The organism is Streptomyces sp. CB09001 (genome assembly GCF_003369795.1).
GTDB lineage: Bacteria > Actinomycetota > Actinomycetes > Streptomycetales > Streptomycetaceae > Streptomyces.
Genome location: NZ_CP026730.1, coordinates 4,622,489 through 4,641,945 on the forward strand (window position 1 = coordinate 4,622,489; position 19,457 = coordinate 4,641,945).

General features: G+C 71.7%; 17 protein-coding genes. 6 read left to right on the forward strand and 11 right to left on the reverse strand.

Annotation, left to right across the window (positions count from 1 at the left end; genetic code table 11):
* Positions 1–91 precede the first annotated feature (91 nt).
* A complete protein-coding gene (locus C4J65_RS21660; RefSeq protein WP_115743875.1) occupies positions 92–2,203 on the forward strand; it encodes a bifunctional serine/threonine-protein kinase/glutamate ABC transporter substrate-binding protein in 2,112 nt (703 codons plus the stop codon).
* 69 nt (positions 2,204–2,272) lie between these two features.
* Here the strand turns inward: C4J65_RS21660 and C4J65_RS21665 are convergent, their stop codons facing one another.
* Genes C4J65_RS21665 through deoC form a run of 3 tightly spaced genes read right to left on the reverse strand, consistent with a single transcriptional unit; the run spans position 2,273 to position 5,620 of the window.
* Positions 2,273–3,172, reverse strand: coding sequence for an aldehyde dehydrogenase family protein (locus C4J65_RS21665; RefSeq protein WP_162833273.1), 900 nt, complete (start codon positions 3,170–3,172; stop codon positions 2,273–2,275).
* Positions 3,165–4,607: an aldehyde dehydrogenase family protein gene (locus C4J65_RS21670; RefSeq protein WP_115743877.1), complete on the reverse strand. Its 1,443-nt coding sequence runs from the start codon at positions 4,605–4,607 to the stop codon at positions 3,165–3,167. Before C4J65_RS21670 ends, C4J65_RS21665 begins: the two co-directional genes overlap by 8 nt.
* A gap of 5 nt (positions 4,608–4,612) precedes the next feature.
* Entirely contained in the window at positions 4,613–5,620 is a 1,008-nt protein-coding gene (gene deoC, locus C4J65_RS21675; protein WP_115743878.1) for a deoxyribose-phosphate aldolase, read from the reverse strand.
* Between the two features lie 136 nt (positions 5,621–5,756).
* Here deoC and C4J65_RS21680 point away from each other — a divergent pair, with 136 nt between their 5' ends.
* Positions 5,757–6,464, forward strand: coding sequence for a PH domain-containing protein (locus C4J65_RS21680; RefSeq protein WP_115743879.1), 708 nt, complete (start codon positions 5,757–5,759; stop codon positions 6,462–6,464).
* A gap of 382 nt (positions 6,465–6,846) precedes the next feature.
* On the opposite strand, the gene C4J65_RS21685 is transcribed toward C4J65_RS21680, so the two are convergent.
* From C4J65_RS21685 to C4J65_RS21700, 3 genes are all read right to left on the reverse strand, one after another.
* Positions 6,847–8,487 (reverse strand): phospho-sugar mutase, encoded by a 1,641-nt coding sequence (locus C4J65_RS21685; protein WP_115743880.1) that lies wholly within the window; start codon positions 8,485–8,487, stop codon positions 6,847–6,849.
* Between the two features lie 409 nt (positions 8,488–8,896).
* Positions 8,897–9,733, reverse strand: coding sequence for a purine-nucleoside phosphorylase (locus C4J65_RS21695; RefSeq protein WP_115743881.1), 837 nt, complete (start codon positions 9,731–9,733; stop codon positions 8,897–8,899).
* Between the two features lie 93 nt (positions 9,734–9,826).
* Positions 9,827–10,264, reverse strand: coding sequence for a gamma-glutamylcyclotransferase (locus C4J65_RS21700; protein WP_115743882.1), 438 nt, complete (start codon positions 10,262–10,264; stop codon positions 9,827–9,829).
* An 86-nt stretch (positions 10,265–10,350) separates the two neighbouring features.
* On the opposite strand from C4J65_RS21700, the gene C4J65_RS21705 reads away from it, so the two are divergent.
* The gene (locus C4J65_RS21705) at positions 10,351–11,799 is read left to right on the forward strand and encodes an NAD(P)H-quinone dehydrogenase (protein ID WP_162833274.1); all 1,449 of its coding nucleotides are present in this window, start codon (positions 10,351–10,353) and stop codon (positions 11,797–11,799) included.
* Between the two features lie 178 nt (positions 11,800–11,977).
* Positions 11,978–12,973 carry a DeoR/GlpR family DNA-binding transcription regulator gene (locus C4J65_RS21710; RefSeq protein WP_115743883.1) on the forward strand — a complete coding sequence of 332 codons (996 nt, stop codon included), beginning with the start codon at positions 11,978–11,980 and terminating at the stop codon, positions 12,971–12,973.
* Between the two features lie 108 nt (positions 12,974–13,081).
* Here the strand turns inward: C4J65_RS21710 and C4J65_RS21715 are convergent, their stop codons facing one another.
* A complete protein-coding gene (locus tag C4J65_RS21715) occupies positions 13,082–14,854 on the reverse strand; it encodes a biotin carboxylase N-terminal domain-containing protein (protein ID WP_115743884.1) in 1,773 nt (590 codons plus the stop codon).
* A gap of 374 nt (positions 14,855–15,228) precedes the next feature.
* Here C4J65_RS21715 and C4J65_RS21720 point away from each other — a divergent pair, with 374 nt between their 5' ends.
* Positions 15,229–15,711 carry a hypothetical protein gene (locus C4J65_RS21720; RefSeq protein ID WP_115743885.1) on the forward strand — a complete coding sequence of 161 codons (483 nt, stop codon included), beginning with the start codon at positions 15,229–15,231 and terminating at the stop codon, positions 15,709–15,711.
* Here C4J65_RS21720 and C4J65_RS21725 read toward each other — a convergent pair.
* From C4J65_RS21725 to C4J65_RS21740, 4 genes are all read right to left on the reverse strand, one after another.
* Complete coding sequence (locus tag C4J65_RS21725; RefSeq protein WP_115743886.1) at positions 15,680–16,300, reverse strand: nucleoside triphosphate pyrophosphatase; 621 nt, start codon at positions 16,298–16,300, stop codon at positions 15,680–15,682. The two genes, C4J65_RS21720 and C4J65_RS21725, sit on opposite strands and share 32 nt — an antisense overlap.
* 32 nt (positions 16,301–16,332) lie before the next feature.
* Positions 16,333–16,461, reverse strand: coding sequence for a hypothetical protein (locus tag C4J65_RS37085; RefSeq protein WP_109033116.1), 129 nt, complete (start codon positions 16,459–16,461; stop codon positions 16,333–16,335).
* 110 nt (positions 16,462–16,571) lie between these two features.
* Positions 16,572–16,781: an acyl-CoA carboxylase subunit epsilon gene (locus C4J65_RS21735; RefSeq protein WP_115743887.1), complete on the reverse strand. Its 210-nt coding sequence runs from the start codon at positions 16,779–16,781 to the stop codon at positions 16,572–16,574.
* Between the two features lie 9 nt (positions 16,782–16,790).
* Positions 16,791–18,383: an acyl-CoA carboxylase subunit beta gene (locus C4J65_RS21740; protein ID WP_115743888.1), complete on the reverse strand. Its 1,593-nt coding sequence runs from the start codon at positions 18,381–18,383 to the stop codon at positions 16,791–16,793.
* Positions 18,384–18,493: 110 nt separating this feature from the next.
* Here C4J65_RS21740 and C4J65_RS21745 point away from each other — a divergent pair, with 110 nt between their 5' ends.
* Positions 18,494–19,369, forward strand: a complete 876-nt coding sequence (locus C4J65_RS21745; RefSeq protein WP_115743889.1) for a biotin--[acetyl-CoA-carboxylase] ligase — start codon at positions 18,494–18,496, stop codon at positions 19,367–19,369.
* Positions 19,370–19,457 lie beyond the last annotated feature (88 nt).

Here is a 19,457-nt window from a genome sequence, read left to right on the forward strand (position 1 = left end):
TTCGCCCTGCCCGTTCGTCGCGGGGGCTTTGCGGGGCGGCCGTCTAATCTGTGGTCACTCACGTTTCGCGGAAATGGTGCTAGGGGGCCGAGTGCACAACGACGACGGATTCAACGGGGCCGGCGGCGGAGCCGGCGGGCATCCCGAGGATCGTCCCCCCGCCCCCCACACCGTGATCGAGGGCCGCTACGAGCTGCTGGAGCCGATTGGCAGCGGCGGCATGGGCGAGGTCTGGAAGGCCCACGACCGGCGGCTGCGCCGGTTCGTCGCCGTGAAGGGGCTCCTGGACCGCCGGGCCATGACCCCGGACACGCAGAAGGCGGCGATGCAGCGCGCCCGTCGCGAGGCGGAGGCGCTGGCCAAGATCGAGCACCAGAACGTGGTGACGGTCCACGACCAGATCGAGACCGCCGACCAGGTCTGGATCGTGATGAAGCTGCTGGAAGGGCGGTCGCTGGCCGACTTGTTGAGCCGTGACGGGGTCCTCGGCGTGCCCAGGGCCGCGGACATCGGTCTCCAGATGGCCCAGGGCCTGCGGGCGGTCCACGAGGCGTCGGTCCTGCACCGCGACGTCAAGCCGGGCAACGTCCTGGTGCGGGACGGCGGCCAGGTGGTCCTGGTGGACTTCGGCATCGCCACCTTCGAGGGCGCGGACCGGGTGACCCGGCACGGTGGCATCATCGGCACGCCGCCCTACCTGGCGCCCGAGCTGTTCGCCCCCGTCACCCCGGGCCCCACGCCCGCCTCCGACCTGTGGGCGCTGGGTGTCACGCTGTACGAGATGGTCGAGGGACGCCTGCCCTTCGCCGGCAACGAGGTCTGGGAGGTGCAGGCGAACATCCAGCAGTCGCCCGCCCCCGTCCTGCGGTACGCGGGCCCCCTCGGCCCCGTCATCCAGGCGCTGTTGGTCACGGACCCCGAGCGTCGCCCGGACGCGGCGTCGGCGGAGGAGATGCTCCGGGAAGTCCTCGCGGACCCCGGCACGCCGACCCCCGCGCCCGCCGCCTCCACCCCCGTACACCCGCCCACGGCCCGGCCCACGCCGCCCACGCCGCCCACGGCCGGGTCCACTCCGCCCCCCTCACGGCCCACGCCCGCGGTGGCCGCATCGGAGCCCGCCCTGCCTGCGGTGCCTGCCGCGACCTCCGGCGGAGCCGGAGCCGACACCGGAGCCGGAGCCGAGTTCGTCCCGACCGGGGCCGGCCCCTCCGGTGCCGGCCCCTACGGCCCCTCCGAACCTCCGGCGCCGTCGCGCGCGGGGCGCGGCCGGTTCCGGGGCTGGAAGGTGGCGGCGGCCGCGGCCTGTGTCGTGCTGCTGGCAGGCGGCGGCTGGCTCGTCTCGCGGGGCGACTCCGGGGGCAAGCAGGACGATGCCTCCGGGCAGCAGGAAGGGGGAGCCGCCGGGGGTGACGCGGAGCAGGCGTGGGAGCAGTGGAAGAGCGCCCGGAAGAGGCTGACGATCGGGGCGAAGGAGGATCAGCCCGGTCTGAGCTTCTACAACAAGGACACCGGCGTGTGGAGCGGGTTCGACGTCGACATCGCCTATGCCCTCGCCGACAGACTGGGCTACGACAAGGCACAGGTGGACTTCTACGGGGTGACCACGGCCAACCGGGCGAGCAAGCTGAGGAACGGGGAAGTGGACCTGGTCGTCGCCTCGTACAGCATGACGCCCGAGCGCGAGAAGCAGGACGGCATCAGTTTCGTCGGGCCCTACTACAAGGCGGGCAGCAGCCTCCTCGTCCGCAAGAACTCCGCGAAGTACGACCTCGACGAAGCCGTCGACGTGAAGCGGAACCACGTCGAGGTGTGCACGGCGCGGGACTCCACGTACGCGGACAGGCTGAAGGACGACGGCTACACCACGGGGCAGTGGCAGCCCGACACCTACAAGGAGTGCGTGGAGAGACTGCTGGACAAGCGTTCGAGCGTGTACGCGGTCGCCTCGGACGACGTTCTTCTCGCCGGGTACGCCCAGAACGATCCGGCGCATCTGAAGCTGCTGCCCAGCGGCGCGGGCACGGAGCCCTACGGGGTGGCGATGCGGAAGGACGACCCGCTCCTGAAGAGCAAGGTGTGCTCGGGGCTCCGGGAGATCCTGGCCGGAAGGGAGTGGTCGGAGATGTACATGAAGGACCTGTCCCCGCTGACGGGACGGAAGACCGCGCCGAGCAGGCCGGAGCTGAGGCCGTGCTCGACCTGAGGCCGTGCTCGGGCGAGTGAAGACCGCGGCTCCTCCGGACGGGGAGGAGCCGCGGCCCGTCGGCGTCGGTCAGTAGGACGAGCCCGACGCGCCCAGTGCGCCCGTCGGGTGCCAGACCGTCTTCGTCTCCAGGAACGCCGTCATGCGGTCGGTGCCCGGCGTCGCGGACCAGTCCGCGTTCGCGTCGTCCACAGGCTGTGGACGCAGGACGCGCTTGAGGTTGTCGGCGGCCGCGATCTCCAGTTCCTTCGCCAGCGTCTCGTCGGCACCCGCGAGGTCGATCGCGTTGACGTCCTGGTGGGCGGCGAGCGGGGCGGCGATCTCCGCCGTACGGCCGGAGAGGATGTTGACCACGCCGCCGGGCAGGTCGGAGGTGGCCAGGACCTCGCCCAGGGAGAGGGCGGGGAGGGGGGACTTCTCCGAGGCCACCACGACCGCCGTGTTGCCCGTCGCGATGATCGGGGCCACGACGGACACCAGGCCCAGGAAGGACGACTTCTGCGGGGCCAGGACGGCCACGACGCCGGTCGGCTCCGGGGAGGAGAGGTTGAAGAAGGGGCCCGCGACCGGGTTGCCGCCACCGACCACCTGGGCGATCTTGTCGGTCCAGCCCGCGTACCAGACCCAGCGGTCGATGGCGGCGTCCACCTGCGCCGCCGCCTTCGACTTCGACAGGCCCTCCGCGTCGGCGACCTCCGCGACGTACTGGTCGCGGCGGCCCTCCAGCATCTCGGCGATCCGGTAGAGGATCTGGCCGCGGTTGTACGCCGTCGCGCCGGACCAGCCGCCGAACGCCTTGCGCGCGGCGACCACCGCGTCGCGGGCGTCCTTGCGGGAGGAGAGGGGGGCGTTCGCCAGCCACTTGCCCTTTGCGTCGGTCACCTCGTACACCCGGCCGCTCTCGGAACGCGGGAACTTCCCGCCGACGTACAGCTTGTAGGTCTTCAGCACGCTGAGTCGCTCAGACATCGAGGTACGCCTCCAGGCCGTGGCGGCCGCCCTCGCGGCCGAAGCCCGACTCCTTGTAGCCGCCGAACGGCGACGTCGGGTCGAACTTGTTGAACGTGTTGGACCAGATCACACCCGCACGGAGCTTGTTCGCGACCGCCAGGATGCGCGAGCCCTTCTCCGTCCAGATGCCCGCCGACAGGCCGTACGGCGTGTTGTTGGCCTTGGCGACCGCCTCGTCCGGCGTACGGAAGGTGAGGACGGACAGGACCGGGCCGAAGATCTCGTCGCGGGCGACCGTGTGCGCCTGAGTGACGTTCGTGAAGAGCGTCGGAGCGAACCAGTAGCCGGAGGAGGGAAGTTCACAGGCCGGGGACCAGCGCTCGGCGCCCTCCGCCTCGCCCTGGTCGGCGAGGGCGGAGATACGGGCCAGCTGCTCGGCGGAGTTGATCGCGCCGATGTCGGTGTTCTTGTCCAGGGGGTCGCCCAGGCGGAGGGTGGTGAGCCTGCGCTTCAGGGAGTCGAGCAGCTCGTCGTGGATCGACTCCTGGACCAGGAGGCGGGAGCCCGCGCAGCAGACCTGGCCCTGGTTGAAGAAGATGCCGTTGACGATGCCCTCTACGGCCTGGTCGATCGGGGCGTCGTCGAAGACGATGTTGGCGCCCTTGCCGCCGAGTTCGAGGGTGAGCTTCTTGCGGGTGCCCGCGACCGTGCGCGCGATCTGCTTGCCGACCGCCGTGGAGCCCGTGAAGGCGACCTTGTTCACGTCGGGATGCGCGGTGAGCGCCGCCCCGGCGCGGCCGTCGCCGGTGATGATGTTGACCACGCCCTTGGGCAGCCCGGCCTGGCGGCAGATGTCCGCGAAGAACAGGGCGGAGAGGGGGGTCGTCTCGGCGGGCTTCAGGACCACCGTGTTGCCGGTGGCCAGGGCCGGGGCGATCTTCCACGCCAGCATCAGGAGGGGGAAGTTCCAGGGGATGACCTGGCCCGCGACGCCCAGGGGGCGGGGGCCGGCGCCGTAGCCCGCGTGGTCCAGCTTGTCGGCCCAGCCCGCGTAGTAGAAGAAGTGCGCGGCGACCAGGGGGAGGTCCGCGTCGCGGGTCTCCCTGATCGGCTTGCCGTTGTCGAGGGTTTCCAGGACGGCCAGCTCGCGGCTGCGCTCCTGGATGATGCGGGCGATGCGGAAGAGGTACTTCGCACGCTCGCTGCCCGGGAGCGCCGACCACGTGCCGAAGGCCTTGCGGGCCGCCTTCACGGCGCGGTCGACATCGGCCTCTCCCGCCTCGGCCACCTCGGAGAGGACCTCCTCGGTGGACGGGGAGACCGTCTTGAAGACCTTGCCGTCGGCCGCCTCGGTGAACTCGCCGTCGATGAACAGGCCGTAGGACGGCGCGATGTCGACGATCGCGCGGGACTCGGGTGCCGGTGCGTAGTCGAATGCGGGTGCAGATGCCATGGGGATCAGTCCACCGTCACGTAGTCGGGGCCGGAGTAGCGGCCTGTGGCCAGCTTCTGGCGCTGCATCAGCAGGTCGTTCAGCAGCGAGGAGGCGCCGAAGCGGAACCAGCGGTTGTCCAGCCAGTCCTCGCCCGCCGTCTCGTTGACCAGGACCAGGAACTTGATCGCGTCCTTCGCGGTGCGGATGCCGCCGGCCGGCTTCACGCCCACCTGGACGCCGGTCTGCGCGCGGAAGTCGCGGACCGCCTCCAGCATCAGGAGGGTGTTGGCCGGTGTGGCGTTGACCGCCACCTTGCCGGTCGAGGTCTTGATGAAGTCCGCGCCCGCCAGCATGCCGAGCCAGCTGGCGCGGCGGATGTTGTCGTACGTCGACAGCTCGCCGGTCTCGAAGATGACCTTGAGGCGGGCCGATGTGCCGCACGCCTCGCGCACCGCGGTGATCTCGTCGTACACCTTCATGTAGTTCCCGGCGAGGAACGCGCCGCGGTCGATGACCATGTCGACCTCGTCCGCGCCCGCCGCCACGGCCTCGCGCACGTCGGCCAGCTTCACGGCGAGGGAGGCCCGGCCGGCCGGGAAGGCGGTGGCGACCGAGGCTACCTTCACGCCGGAGCCGGCGACGGCTTCCCTGGCGGTGGGCACCATGTCGGGGTAGACGCAGACGGCCGCCGCCGACGGGGCCGTGCGGTCGGTCGGGTCGGGGCGGACCGCCTTCGCGCCGAGCGCCCGGACCTTGCCCGGGGTGTCCGCGCCTTCCAGCGTCGTCAGGTCGACCATCGAGATGGCCAGGTCCAGGGCGTACGCCTTCGCGGTGGTCTTGATGGAACGGGTGCCGAGGGAGGCGGCGCGCGCCTCCAGGCCGACGGTGTCGACGCCGGGCAGTCCGTGGAGGAAGCGGCGCAGCGTGCTGTCGGACGCGGTGACGTCGGCGAATCCGTGTGCGGGTCCGTTTACGGGTCCGTTTACGGGGCCCCGTGCGGGTCCGTTTTCGGCGGGTGCAGTGGTGGGCATGGTCACCAGACGAGCATATCTACGCGCGTAGCGGTCTGTACAGCCCCGCGGGCCGGTCCGGGTACGGGCGCCCGTGCCCGCGTCGTACCGGCACCGCATGCGAGCGTAGGGCGGGGCGTCGGGCACAATCGGCAGCATGACCACCCCGGAGCCCCAGTCATCCTCGCCGCAGCCCTCGGGACCCGTGTCCAAGGACCGGGCCTACCGCTCGCCCGCGGGTATCTCCGGAGGGGTGCTGGTACTCGCCCTCGCGCTGTGGCTCGGCATCGACGCCCTGGTCACGGGCGAGGGGGACACCCGCTGGAAGGCGCTCGCGGCCCTGGTCTTCCTCGTGCCGCTCGTCGCCGCCTACACCGTGCGGCCCGCCGTCTTCGCCAACGACGACCGGATGCGGGTGCGCAATCCCTTCCGCGTGATCGTCCTGCCCTGGGCGCAGGTCGAGTCGTTCCGGTCCGCCTACTCGAACGAGGTCTTCACCGAGGGCGGCGACAAGTTCCAGCTGTGGTCCATTCCCGTCTCGCTGCGGGGGCGGAAGAAGGCCGCGCGGCAGGAGGACCGGCGGGCCGCCGGTCGTGTCGGTGGGGGGCGCAGGCGCGGCAGCGTGTTCGGGGGCGTGGGGCAGTTCGGTTCGCGGGGTGGTGCCGCGGACTCCGCCGCCGTCGGGGCGGACGGGCCGGTGCGGGCCGAGGCCGACAAGGTCATGGACGAGCTGCGTGAGCTGTGGGAGGCGCGGAAGGACGCCGCGGGCTCCCGGGGCGGGGTGACCGTGCGGTGGGCCTACGAGATCGTCGTGCCGGTGGTGGCGGGGGCGGTGGCGCTGGCGGTGCTGTTCGGGGTGGGGTGAGCCGGGTCCGGGGGTCGGTGACCGGCCCGGTCGGTCTTCGGTCCGTCGGTGCCCGGTCCGTGCTCTGCGGGCCGTGGTGGTGGGCCGGACCTCGCACGGTGGGAGCGTTTCCCCTTTGCCCTCCTAGGGGTTGCCGAGGGGATACTTCGACATGAACCGTGGCCCCGCGGCCCGGATTGACCTGTCTGCCGTCACTGCCGTCTCACTGGATTGCCTCTGTCGCCCATAGCTCGTTACCTGCGTCTACTCGTTCCTGGGCGAAAGAGCGTGCGGGACGTCGAGGGCGTCTTCGGCGAGCGGGCCGCCGCGTCTTCCGCCCCCTTCACCCCGGAGCGCCCCGGTGGACGGGACGACGACCGGGGCGCTCCGGGCGTTCCGGACGTTACAGGCCCGCCGACTGTGCCAAGTCCCGCTTGAGCGCCGTCAGCAGGTCCGTCGCCTTCGCCCGGGCCGACGGGAGGCCGGCGTGCTCGGCCACCGGGACGACCACCTCCAGGTAGCACTTCAGCTTGGGCTCCGTGCCGCTCGGACGGACGATGACCCGGGCACCGTCGAGCGTGTAGCGCAGGCCGTCGGTGGGCGGGAGGGTGTCCGTGCCCCGGGTGAGGTCCTCCGCGGTGGTGACGGGGAGGCCCGCGAGGGTTGCCGGGGGCTGTTCGCGCAGGCGGTTCATCGCCGCGGCGATGAGGGAGAGGTCCTCCACGCGGACCGAGAGCTGGTCCGTGGCGTGCAGGCCGTGTTCCACGGCGATGTCGTCGAGCAGGTCGAGGAGGGTGCGGCCGGCCTGCTTGAGGGTGGAGGCCAGTTCCGTGACCAGGAGGGCCGCGGTGATGCCGTCCTTGTCGCGGACGCCCTCCGGGTCGACGCAGTAGCCGAGGGCTTCCTCGTAGCCGTAGCGGATGTTCTCGACGCGGGCGATCCACTTGAAGCCGGTGAGGGTCTCGACGTGCGGGAGGTTCGCCTTCGCCGCGATGCGGGCCAGGAGGGACGACGAGACGATCGACTCCGCGAACGTGCCGTGCGCTCCGCGGGTGACCAGGTGGGCGGCGAGGAGGGCGCCCACCTCGTCGCCCCGGAGCATGCGCCAGCCGGTGGCCTCCGCGGCGTCGGGTACGGCCACTGCCAGGCGGTCCGCGTCCGGGTCGTTGGCGATGACCAGGTCCGGGTTCGCCGCCCTCGCCGTCGCGAAGGCGAGGTCCATCGCGCCGGGCTCCTCCGGGTTGGGGAAGGCGACGGTGGGGAAGTCCGGGTCGGGGTCGGCCTGCTCGGCGACGAGGGTGGGGCGGGGGAAGCCGGCTCGGGCGAAGGCGGCGAGGAGGGTGTCCTTGCCTACGCCGTGCATCGCCGTGTAGACCGTGCGGGCGGTACGGGGGGAGCCGGGGGACAGGACGGCGTCCGTGCGGGTGAGGTAGGCGTCGAGGACGGCGTCGTCGAGGGTCTGCCAGCCGGAGTCGGGGCGGGGGACGTCGTGGAGGGTGCGCACGGCGTCGATCTCGGCGGCGATGCCGGCGTCTGCGGGGGGCACGATCTGGGAGCCGTCGCCCAGGTACACCTTGTAGCCGTTGTCCCGGGGCGGGTTGTGGCTGGCGGTGACCTCCACTCCGGCGACCGCGCCGAGGTGGCGGATCGCGAAGGCGAGCACCGGGGTGGGGAGGGGGCGGGGGAGTACAGCCGCCCTGAGGCCGGCGCCGGTCATGACGGCGGCGGTGTCGCGGGCGAAGTCGGCGGACTTGTGACGGGCGTCGTAGCCGATGACCACCAGGCCGTCGGTGTGGCCCTGCTTCTTCAGGTACGCGGCGAGGCCCGCGGCGGCGCGGATGACGACCGAGCGGTTCATGCGCATCGGGCCGGCGCCCAGTTCGCCGCGCAGGCCCGCGGTGCCGAACTGGAGGGTGCCGGAGAAGCGTGCGGTGAGCTCGGCGCGGTCCTCGGCGTCGATGAGGGCGGCGAGTTCCGCGCGGGTGTCCGCGTCGGGGTCCTCGGCCAGCCATGCCTCGGCTCGTGCGAGGAGGTCGTCTTGCACGTCGGTCAGCCTCTCGGGTGCGGGTGCGGGTGCGGGTGCGGGTGCGGGTGCGGGTGCGCGGGGTGCCTGCGGCGGCCTGTGGGGGTGTGGTGGGGGTGCGCGTGGCGCCGTTTGTGCGGTGGGTGGGTCGGGGCCGCGCCGGGGGGTGTCCGTCCTCGGAACGGCGCGGAATCGGTCGGCCACAGAAGCGAACTCCGTTGACGCGCCAACCGCTGCGGGCGGACACCCCCCGACACGACCCCTTCTCGCCGTACGCGGCTGCGGCCCGCCATCGCTCCGCCTTCCGCTCCTCGCCGTACGCGGCTGACCGTCCGTCCCGCCGCCCCAGCTGCGGGCAGTCGTGCCGCGTCCCCCTCGCGCCCGCACCCACGCCGGGTGCCAAGCCCACGCCGGACCACTGGGCCTCGGTCTACAGCCGGCCCAGGACCTGGGTCAGCAGGGTCCCCATGCGCGCGGCGGAGTCGCGGCCCGCCTGGAGGACCTCCTCGTGGTTGAGGGGCTCGCCCGTCATGCCCGCGGCGAGGTTGGTGACCAGGGAGATGCCCAGGACCTCCGCGCCGGCCTCGCGGGCCGCGATCGCCTCCAGGACCGTCGACATGCCCACCAGGTCGGCGCCGATCACGCGGGCCATGCGGATCTCGGCCGGGGTCTCGTAGTGCGGGCCGGGGAACTGGGCGTAGACGCCCTCCTCCAGCGTGGCGTCGACCTCCTTGCACAGCGCCCGCAGGCGGGGCGAGTAGAGGTCGGTGAGGTCGACGAAATTGGCGCCCATGATGGGGGAGGTGGCGGTGAGGTTGATGTGGTCGCTGATCAGGACCGGCTGGCCGGGGCGCATGCCCTCGCGCAGGCCGCCGCAGCCGTTGGTCAGGATGATCGTCTTGGCGCCGGCCGCGACCGCGGTGCGGACGCCGTGGGAGACGGCGGCGACGCCGTGGCCCTCGTAGTAGTGGGTGCGGCCCAGGAAGACCAGTGCGCGCTTGTCGCCGAGGGTGTACGAGCGGACCCTGCCGCCGTGGCCCTCCACCGCGGGCTTGGGGAAGCCCGGCAGGTCGGTGACCTGGAGATCGGCCTCGGGGGCGCCCAGGGCGTCCACGGCCGGTGCCCAGCCGGAGCCCATCACGAGGGCGACGTCGTGGGTCTCGGCACCGGTGAGTTCGCGCAGGCGGGCCGCGGCGGCGTCGGCGGCGGCCCCCGGGTCAACTGGGGTGGCGCCCTGGATGTCGTCCGGAAGAAGAGATGCGTTCACGCCGAAGAGGGTAGCCGGTTTATGGCTACGCGCGTAGATGGTGGAGGTCACGGGATGGTGGTTTTTGGGTTGGAGGTTTTGACGGGGCGGCGCTCAGCAGGGGCGTTTGCGGAGTTCCATCACGTAGTCGTGGGGGGCCCCGGCCGATTCGGCGGCGTCCGCGACCTCGCCCAGGTAGCGGGCGGAGGGCAGGCCGCCCTCGTAGGCGTTCAGGACGTAGGTCCAGGCGCCCTCCTCGCCCTCCAGGGTGTGCGCGCGCACCCTGGTGCGGCGGTATATGTCCAGGCCCACGCCCTCCCAGCGGTCGAGGGACTCCTCGTCCATGGGGGTGACGTCGTAGAGGGACACGAAGACCTGGGAGATCGGGTCCTCGACCAGGGTCGCGAGTGCGCCCTCCCAGCCCATGTGCTCGCCCCCGAAGGTCAGCCGCCACCCGTTCAGCCAGCCGGTGGCGCGCAGCGGCGAGTGCGGGGCGCGGCGGGTCATCAGCCGCGCGTCGAGGTTGCCGGCATAAGCGGCGTAGAGCGACATGAGGGGAAGGGTACGGCAGGGGTGCCGGGCGTCGCTGTCGTCACGGTGGTGGCCCCGGGCGGCCTCTCGTTGAAGGGTGCGGGACAATGGGGTACGTGACTCGGATCGTGATCATTGGCGGCGGACCCGGCGGATACGAAGCGGCGCTGGTGGCCGCGCAACTCGGCGCGGAGGTGACCGTCGTCGACTGCGACGGTCTGGGCGGGGCGTCGGTGCTGACCGACTGCGTGCCGTCCAAGACCCTCATCGCCACGGCTGAGGTGATGACCACCTTCGACTCCTCCTATGAGGAGCTGGGGATCATCGTCGCCGACGACACTCCGCCCATGGAGCAGGCGGCCCGGGTGGTGGGCGTGGATCTGGGCAAGGTCAACCGCCGTGTGAAGCGGCTCGCACTGGCGCAGTCGCACGACATCACCGCCTCCGTGACGCGCGCCGGTGCGCGGGTCGTGCGCGGGCGCGGGCGGCTGGAGGGCATGCAGGGACTGGACGGCTCGCGCAAGGTCGTGGTGCGGGCCGCCGACGGGACTGAGGAGACGCTGACCGCGGACGCGGTGCTCATCGCCACCGGTGGGCATCCGCGGGAGCTGCCGGACGCGCGGCCCGACGGCGAGCGGATCCTGAACTGGACCCAGGTGTACGACCTGGATGAGCTGCCCGAGGAGCTCATCGTGGTGGGGTCCGGTGTGACCGGTGCCGAGTTCGCCGGGGCCTATCAGGCGCTCGGGTCGCGGGTCACGCTCGTGTCGTCGCGGGACCGGGTGCTGCCGGGTGAGGACCCGGATGCGGCGGCTGTTCTGGAAGACGTGTTCCGGCGGCGTGGGATGAACGTCATGTCGCGGTCGCGGGCCCAGTCCGTCAAGCGGGTGGGGGACCGGGTCGAGGTGACGCTGTCGGACGGGCGGGTCATCGGAGGGTCGCACTGTCTGATGGCCGTCGGCGCCATTCCCAACACGGAGGGGATGGGCCTGGAGGAAGCGGGCGTCCGGCTCAAGGACTCCGGGCACATCAAGACCGACCGGGTCTCGCGGACCTCGGCTCCCGGGGTGTACGCCGCCGGTGACGTCACCGGTGTCTTCGCGCTGGCCTCGGTGGCGGCGATGCAGGGGCGGATCGCCATGTACCACTTCCTCGGGGACGCCGTGACTCCGCTGAACCTGAAGACCGTGTCCGCCAACGTCTTCACCGATCCCGAGATCGCCACCGTCGGGTACTCGCAGGCCGACGTGGACGCCGGCAAGATCGATGCCCGCGTGGTGAAGCTGCCGCTGCTGCGCAACCCGCGCGCCAAGATGCAGGGCATCCGGGACGGTTTCGTCAAGATCTTCTGCCGGCCCGGTACCGAGATCGTGGTGGGCGGGGTTGTGGTGGCGCCGCGGGCCTCGGAGCTCATCCATCCCATCTCCATCGCCGTCGACAACAACCTGACGGTCGAGCAGATCGCCAACGCCTTCACCGTCTACCCCTCGCTCTCGGGGTCGATCGCCGAGGTGGCACGCCAGTTGCACACCCGGAAGGCGAGCGGGGAGCAGTAGCCCGGCGGGCGCGGCCGGAAATGACTCCCCGCTGGTCACGGGGAGTTGCGGTGCTTGCGGGTGGCATAGGCGGTCGGGGTAGGCCCGTATACCACTTCCGGTGGTGGCATGCGAACAACTTCTGTTATTCGGCGCATACTGCTGAAAGCAGACGGTCGTTGGGGTTACTGTCAGTTTCGTGTTCGCTGCAGAACGTCGCCAATTGATCCTCGAAATGGTGCGAGCGAACGGGGCCGTGTCGCTCCGTGAGCTCGCCCGCGTCGTCCAGACCTCCGAAGTGACCGTACGGCGGGACGTGCGCGCACTGGAGGCAGAAGGACTCCTCGACCGCCGGCACGGCGGTGCGGTACTGCCGGGCGGGTTCACGCGAGAGTCCGGCTTTCCGCAGAAATCCCATCTCGCGACCGCCGAGAAGACGGCCATCGCCGATCTCGCCGCGGGCCTCGTCGAAGAGGGCGAAGCCATCGTGGTGGGGGCGGGTACGACGACGCAGGAGCTGGCCCGCCGGCTCGCGCGGGTGCCCGGGCTGACCGTCGTCACCAATTCGCTGTTGGTGGCCCAGGCCCTTGCCCATGCCAACCGGGTCGAGGTGGTGATGACCGGGGGCACGCTCAGGGGGTCCAACTACGCCCTGGTGGGGTCGGGCGCCGAGCAGTCCCTCCAGGGGCTGCGGGTCTCCAAGGCCTTCCTGTCCGGGAGCGGGCTGACCGCCGAGCGGGGGCTGTCCACCTCCAACATGCTGTCGGCGTCCGTCGACCGGGCGCTGGTCCAGGCCGCCGCCGAGGTCGTCGTCCTCGCCGACCACTCCAAGCTGGGCACGGACACCATGTTCCAGACCGTGCCCACCGATGTCATCACCCGTCTGGTCACCGACGAGTCGCCGGGCCACGACGACCGCGCCGCCACCGAGCTCCAGGCCCTGGCCGACCAGGGCGTGCAGATCTCCGTGGCCGGAGCGTCGGGGGGTGGTACGGCGAACGGCACCGGGGCTTCGGGGGCCCCGGGGGCCTCGGGGGGTGATTCCGTGGCGCGTCAGCAGCGTCGGGACGTGCCGCTTCCGGGACCACGCCGTCAGGTTCCGGGTGCGGGCGCGGGGCTGCGGTCCGCCACCGCCCTGGGTGAGCAGGGGGGCGGGGCGGAGCGGGCGCGCGTCGCCGACATACGTCGACGGTAGGGCCTCGTCCGGCGGGGAGTGACATCCGTCCGGCGGGCAAGTGACAGGGGCGCCCGGCGGACCGTGTGAGGTGGTCCGTCGGGCGCCCCTGTCGTGGTGCGGGACGCGTCAGTCCTTGATTTCGCAGATGGCGGCGCCGGAGGTGAGGGAGGCGCCGACTTCGGCGGTGAGGCCCTTGATGGTGCCGGTTTTGTGGGCGTTGAGGGGCTGTTCCATCTTCATGGCTTCGAGGACGACGATCAGGTCGCCTTCCTGGACTTCCTGGCCCTCCTCGACGGCGATCTTGACGATGGTGCCCTGCATGGGGGAGGCGAGGGTGTCGCCGGAGGCGGCGGGGCCGGACTTCTTCGCCGCGCGGCGCTTGGGGCGGGCGCCGGCGGCCAGGCCGGTGCGGGCCAGGGACATGCCCAGGCTGGAGGGCAGGGAGACCTCCAGACGTTTGCCGCCGACCTCGACGACGACCGTCTCCCGGCCGCTCTCCTCGTCCGCGTCGGTGCCGGCGGGGGCGGTGAAGGGTGTGATCTCGTTGACGAAGCCGGTCTCGATCCACCGGGTGTGGACGGTGAAGGGGTCGGTGGAGCCGGTGAGTTCGGGGGCGAAGGCGGGGTCGCGGACGACGGTGCGGTGGAAGGGGAGGGCGGTGGCCATGCCCTCGACGGTGAACTCGTCCAGGGCGCGGGCGGCGCGCTGGAGTGCCTCGGCGCGGGTGCGGCCGGTGACGATCAGTTTGGCCAGGAGGGAGTCCCAGGCGGGGCCGATCACGGAGCCGGATTCGACGCCGGTGTCGAGGCGGACGCCGGGGCCGGTGGGTGCGTCGAAGCGGGTGACGGTGCCGGGGGCGGGCAGGAAGCCGCGGCCGGGGTCCTCGCCGTTGATGCGGAACTCGAAGGAGTGGCCGCGCAGGGCGGGGTCGTCGTAGCCCAGTTCTTCGCCGTCGGCGATGCGGAACATCTCGCGGACCAGGTCGATGCCGGCGACTTCCTCGGTGACGGGGTGTTCGACCTGGAGGCGGGTGTTGACCTCCAGGAAGGAGATGGTGCCGTCTGCTCCGACGAGGAATTCGACGGTGCCGGCGCCGACGTAGCCGGCTTCCTTGAGGATGGCCTTGGAGGACGCGTACAGCTCCTCCACCTGGGTGTCGGAGAGGAAGGGCGCGGGGGCCTCCTCGACGAGTTTTTGGTGGCGGCGCTGGAGGGAGCAGTCGCGGGTGGAGACGACGACCACGTTGCCGTGGGTGTCGGCCAGGCACTGGGTCTCCACGTGGCGGGGCTGGTCGAGGTAGCGCTCGACGAAGCATTCGCCGCGGCCGAAGGCGGCCACGGCCTCGCGGACGGCGGAGTCGTAGAGTTCGGGGACCTCTTCGAGGGTGCGGGCGACTTTGAGGCCGCGGCCGCCGCCGCCGAAGGCGGCCTTGATCGCGATGGGCAGGCCGTGTTCCCTGGCGAAGGCGACGACCTCGTCCGCGCCGGAGACGGGGTCGGGGGTGCCGGCGACCAGGGGGGCGCCGGCCCGCTGGGCGATGTGGCGGGCGGCGACCTTGTCGCCCAGGTCCCGGATGGCGTGCGGGGGCGGGCCGATCCAGATCAGACCGGCGTCCCCGACCGCCTGCGCGAACTCGGCGTTCTCGGAGAGGAATCCGTAGCCGGGGTGGATGGCGTCCGCGCCCGACTCGCGGGCGGCGTTGAGGACCTTGGCGATGTCCAGATAGCTGGTCGCGGGGGTGTCACCACCCAGGGCGAACGCCTCATCAGCGGCACGGACATGCAACGCGTCCCGGTCCGGATCCGCGTAGACGGCCACGCTCGCGATCCCGGCGTCCCGGCAGGCCCGGGCCACACGGACAGCGATTTCGCCACGATTGGCGATGAGCACCTTGCGCACGATTGAGGCTCCCTCCTTGAAACAAGCCGAGTTTAGGGACTGCCGACACGGCACTTCGACCCGTCCCCAATGGTGAGCTTGCCCACACGGAGCGTGATTCGAGGCTCGCTCGACCCCCGAAAGCCCTTGTAGTACCGCGGTACGCAGGGCTCCTGGGAGAAACCCTAGCCCGCCCGTGTGGTCAAGGTCTCTGTAAGGGCGTGCTGCGGGCCACTCGGTTTCTTTGTGGAGTCCCTACTAATGGCCCAATGATTCTTTGCTCGTGCCGGAACCCTTGTGGCGAGGTTTACCCGTTAGTAGCGTTCCTCTGGTCTCGAACGTACTTGAGGTAACAGCTGTCCTGTGCGGCAGCGGTCGAAGGTGGGTGGGGGCCGGTGTCAGTGCGCAGGCCGGTGGCGTGGACCGTGGCGGTCGTGCTCTTCGTGGAGGCGGTCGGCGTCGCGGCGCTGAACTGGTTCCTGGCGATCGTCGTCGACCGTCAGGACATGTCCCTGGCCGGTCTGGACCCGGACATGATGTCCGTGTCCTCGAAGATCGGCGGGGTGGTCTTCGGCCTGTACTTCGCGCTGTGCGCCCTGGTCGCCCTGCTCGTGGCGCTGCGCGACCGCGCGCCCGCGGGGCTCGGCCGGATCCTGCTGATCAGCGCCGCCGTGGTGCACGGGCTGCTCGGGGCCTTCACCTGGGGGCTGGTCGGACCCGGCGCCTTCATCTTCATGATCGTCGTACTGGCTCTGATCGTGCTGCTGCTGATGACGTACGACGCCAGGGAGGAGCCTACGGCCCGGCAGCGGTCCGAGGGCGGCAAGGGCGACGACGGCTCCCCGGTCAGCCCTCCGCCGGCGCCCACAACTCCGTGATACCCGTCCCGAGGTCGGCGAGCAGGCGGCGCAGCAGGGGCAGGCTCAGGCCGATGACGTTCCCGTGGTCGCCGTCGATGCCGTCGATGAACGGGGCCGAGCGGCCGTCCAGGGTGAACGCCCCGGCGACGTGGAGGGGCTCCCCGGAGGCCACGTAGGCGGCGATCTCGTCGTCGGTCGGCTCGCCGAAGCGGACGACCGTGGACGCGGTCGCCGAGACGTGGCGGCCGGAGACGGTGTCCCAGACGCAGTGGCCGGTCTGCAGCGTGCCCGCCCGGCCGCGCATCGCCTTCCAGCGGGCGGTGGCCTCCTCCGCGTCCGCCGGCTTGCCGAGCGCCTGGCCGTCCAGGTCGAGCACCGAGTCGCAGCCGATCACCAGGGCGCCCTGCACCTCCGGCTTCGCGGCCACCACGGACGCCTTGGCCTCGGCCAGGGCGAGGGCCAGCTCGGCGGGGGTGGGGGCGGTGACGGCCTCCTCGTCGACACCGCTCACCAGGACCTCCGGGGCGAGCCCCGCCTGGCGCAGCAGGCCGAGCCGGGCCGGGGACTGGGAGGCGAGGACGAGTCGGCGGCGGGACTGAGCAGTCATGGGGCCAGGTTAGTCACCCGGGCGGGGCCGGCTCATCCCAGGCCGAGGACGATCATCGCGAGGACCATGGCCAGGGCCAGGAACACGCTCAGCCGCCGCAGCATGTCCTGCGTGTCGCGCAGTTCCTTGGGCGGCTCGTTCTCGGGGTCGGACCACAGCATGTCACTAGCGTGGGGCTTGGCGGGCGGCGGCGACTTGAGTACGGGTACTTAAATCGGGGCGCGGGGTTGCCGTTCCGTGCGCGGTTCCCCGCGCCCCTGGGTATTCGACCTCACCCGGGCCAGTACGTGCGGGTCCATGACACCGGGCCCGGGTGGGGGAGGCGGGTCGTCGCGATGCGGGACGGGTCCGACCACGCGTCGCGCGGCGACTGGGGGCCGGACGGCTCCGCTTCCGTCGCTGCCGCGCGGGCTCTGACCACCGTGAGGGCGGCGGCGAGTTCTTCGGGGGTGGGGTTGCCCCGGAGGACCTTGATGGTCACAGCGGCTCCTTACAGGGGGATGTTGCCGTGCTTCTTCGGGGGGAGGTTCTCGCGCTTGGTGCGGAGCTGGCGCAGGCCGCGGACGATGTGGCGGCGGGTGTCGGAGGGCATGATCACGGCGTCGACGTAGCCGCGTTCGGCGGCGGTGTAGGGGTTGAGGAGGGCGTCCTCGTACTCCTGGATCAGGCGGGCGCGGGTGGCCTCGGCGGTGTCGCCGGCGGCGGCGATGGTGCGGCGGTGCAGGATGTTGACCGCGCCCTGGGCGCCCATGACGGCGATCTGGGCGGTGGGCCAGGCCAGGTTGAGGTCGGCGCCCAGGTGCTTGGAGCCCATGACGTCGTAGGCGCCGCCGAAGGCCTTGCGGGTGATGACGGTGATGAGGGGGACGGTGGCCTCGGCGTAGGCGAAGATCAGTTTGGCGCCGCGGCGGATGATGCCGTCGTGTTCCTGGTCGACGCCGGGCAGGAAGCCGGGGACGTCGACGAAGGTGAGGACGGGGACGTTGAAGGCGTCGCAGGTGCGCACGAAGCGGGCGGCCTTCTCGGAGGCGGTGATGTCCAGGCAGCCGGCGAACTGCATGGGCTGGTTGGCGACGATGCCGACCGGGCGGCCCTCGACGCGGCCGAAGCCGGTGAGGATGTTCGGCGCGAACAGGGGCTGGGCCTCGAGGAACTCGGCGTCGTCCAGGACGTGTTCGATGACGGTGTGCATGTCGTAGGGCTGGTTCGCCGAGTCGGGGACGGTCGTGTCCAGTTCGGCGTCCTCGTCGGTGACCGCGAGGTCGGCCTCCTCGGGGAAGGCGGGGGGCTCGGAGAGGTTGTTGGAGGGCAGGTACGACAGGAGCTGTTTGACGTACTCGACGGCGTCCTTCTCGTCGCCGGCCATGTGGTGGGCGACGCCGGAGGTGGAGTTGTGGGTGCGGGCGCCGCCCAGTTCCTCGAAGCCGACGTCCTCGCCGGTGACGGTCTTGATGACGTCGGGGCCGGTGATGAACATGTGGCTGGTCTGGTCGACCATCACGGTGAAGTCGGTGATCGCGGGGGAGTAGACCGCGCCGCCCGCGCAGGGGCCGACGACCAGGCTGATCTGCGGGATGACGCCGGAGGCGTGGGTGTTGCGGCGGAAGATCTCGCCGTAGGCGCCCAGGGAGGCGACGCCCTCCTGGATGCGGGCGCCGCCGGAGTCGTTGATGCCGATGACCGGGCAGCCGGTCTTCAGCGCGAAGTCCATCACCTTGACGATCTTCTGGCCGTAGACCTCGCCCAGCGCGCCGCCGAAGACGGTGAAGTCCTGGGAGAAGACGGCGACGGGGCGGCCGTCGACGGTGCCGTAGCCGGTGACGACGCCGTCGCCGTAGGGGCGGTTGGCGTCCAGGCCGAAGTTGGTGGAGCGGTGCCGGGCGAACTCGTCCAGCTCGACGAACGAGCCCTCGTCGAGGAGGAGGTCGATGCGTTCACGAGCCGTCAGCTTGCCCTTGGCGTGCTGCTTCTCGACGGCGCGTGCGGAACCGGCGTGCGTCGCTTCCTCGATACGGCGCCTGAGATCCGCGAGCTTGCCCGCGGTCGTGTGGATGTCGGGCTGCTGCTCTTCCGGCTCGGACATCGGGATGCGGCTCCCTGCCTGCTCAAAAGGGGGGACGGTTACTCGTTCGTAGAGTAGTAGGGGGCCTTCCGTTCGGCAGTGCGGTGTTTCCCACACCTAGGGTGGGTTGCATGACGCCCCGAGATTCCTCCGACTCCCCAGGTTCCCCGCGCAACAGGTGGTCCGACCTGGACCGGCCGCCCCTCAGCAGCACGGCCCTGCGCCGGGGCCTGGTGCGGGACGGAGGCCTGTGGCGGCAGGTGGACGTCGTGCAGCGCACCGGCTCCACCAACTCCGACCTCGTGGCCCGGGCCGCCGAGGGCGACCTGGCGGAGGGGGTCGTCCTCGTCGCCGAGGAGCAGAGCGCCGCGCGGGGGCGGCTCGACCGGCAGTGGACGGCGCCCGCCCGCTCCGGGCTGTTCTTCTCCGTGCTGCTGCGGCCCGCCGAGGTCCCCGTGACCCGCTGGGGCTGGCTGCCGCTGCTCACCGGCGTCGCCGTGGCGACCGGACTGTCCCGGGTGGCCGGGGTCGACACCGCCCTGAAGTGGCCCAACGACCTGCTGGTGACCGTCGGCGACGAGGAGCGCAAGGCCGGTGGCATCCTCGCCGAGCGGGCCGGGGACGACGGCGTCGTCATCGGCGTCGGCATCAACGTCTCGCTCCGTGCCGAGGAACTGCCGGTCCCGCGGGCCGGGTCGCTGGCGCTGGCCGGGGCCGTGAACACCGACCGGGACCCGCTGCTGCGCGGCGTGCTGCGGTCGCTGGAGGACTGGTACGGGCGCTGGCGCGGGGCGGGCGGCGACCCGGCGGCCAGCGGGCTCCAGGAGACGTACGCGGCGGGCTGCGCGACGCTCGGGCGCATGGTGCGGGCGGAGCTGCCGGGGGACCGGTCGCTCGTGGGGGAGGCGGTGGCCGTGGACGGCGACGGGCGGCTGGTCCTTGCGACCGAGGCGGGGGTGCAGGAGCCGGTGGGCGCCGGGGACATCGTGCACCTGCGGTTGGCGTGAGCGCGGCCCCGGGGCACTCTCGGAGTGCGGACCGCACGGGAGTGAGCTGGGGCACACCTGACGTAAAGTTGGGGCCGGTCGAACCTGA

Excerpts from the sequence above, each read along its gene's own strand:
- C4J65_RS21665 (WP_162833273.1), bottom strand. The coding sequence starts at position 3,172 with ATGTCTGAGCGACTCAGCGTGCTGAAGACCTACAAGCTGTACGTCGGC.
- C4J65_RS21670 (WP_115743877.1), bottom strand. The coding sequence starts at position 4,607 with ATGGCATCTGCACCCGCATTCGACTACGCACCGGCACCCGAGTCCCGC.
- deoC (WP_115743878.1), bottom strand. The coding sequence starts at position 5,620 with ATGCCCACCACTGCACCCGCCGAAAACGGACCCGCACGGGGCCCCGTA.
- C4J65_RS21680 (WP_115743879.1), top strand. The coding sequence starts at position 5,757 with ATGACCACCCCGGAGCCCCAGTCATCCTCGCCGCAGCCCTCGGGACCC.
- C4J65_RS21700 (WP_115743882.1), bottom strand. The coding sequence starts at position 10,264 with ATGTCGCTCTACGCCGCTTATGCCGGCAACCTCGACGCGCGGCTGATG.
- C4J65_RS21705 (WP_162833274.1), top strand. The coding sequence starts at position 10,351 with ATGGGGTACGTGACTCGGATCGTGATCATTGGCGGCGGACCCGGCGGA.
- C4J65_RS21725 (WP_115743886.1), bottom strand. The coding sequence starts at position 16,300 with ATGACTGCTCAGTCCCGCCGCCGACTCGTCCTCGCCTCCCAGTCCCCG.
- C4J65_RS37085 (WP_109033116.1), bottom strand. The coding sequence starts at position 16,461 with ATGCTGTGGTCCGACCCCGAGAACGAGCCGCCCAAGGAACTGCGCGAC.
- C4J65_RS21740 (WP_115743888.1), bottom strand. The coding sequence starts at position 18,383 with ATGTCCGAGCCGGAAGAGCAGCAGCCCGACATCCACACGACCGCGGGC.
- C4J65_RS21745 (WP_115743889.1), top strand. The coding sequence starts at position 18,494 with ATGACGCCCCGAGATTCCTCCGACTCCCCAGGTTCCCCGCGCAACAGG.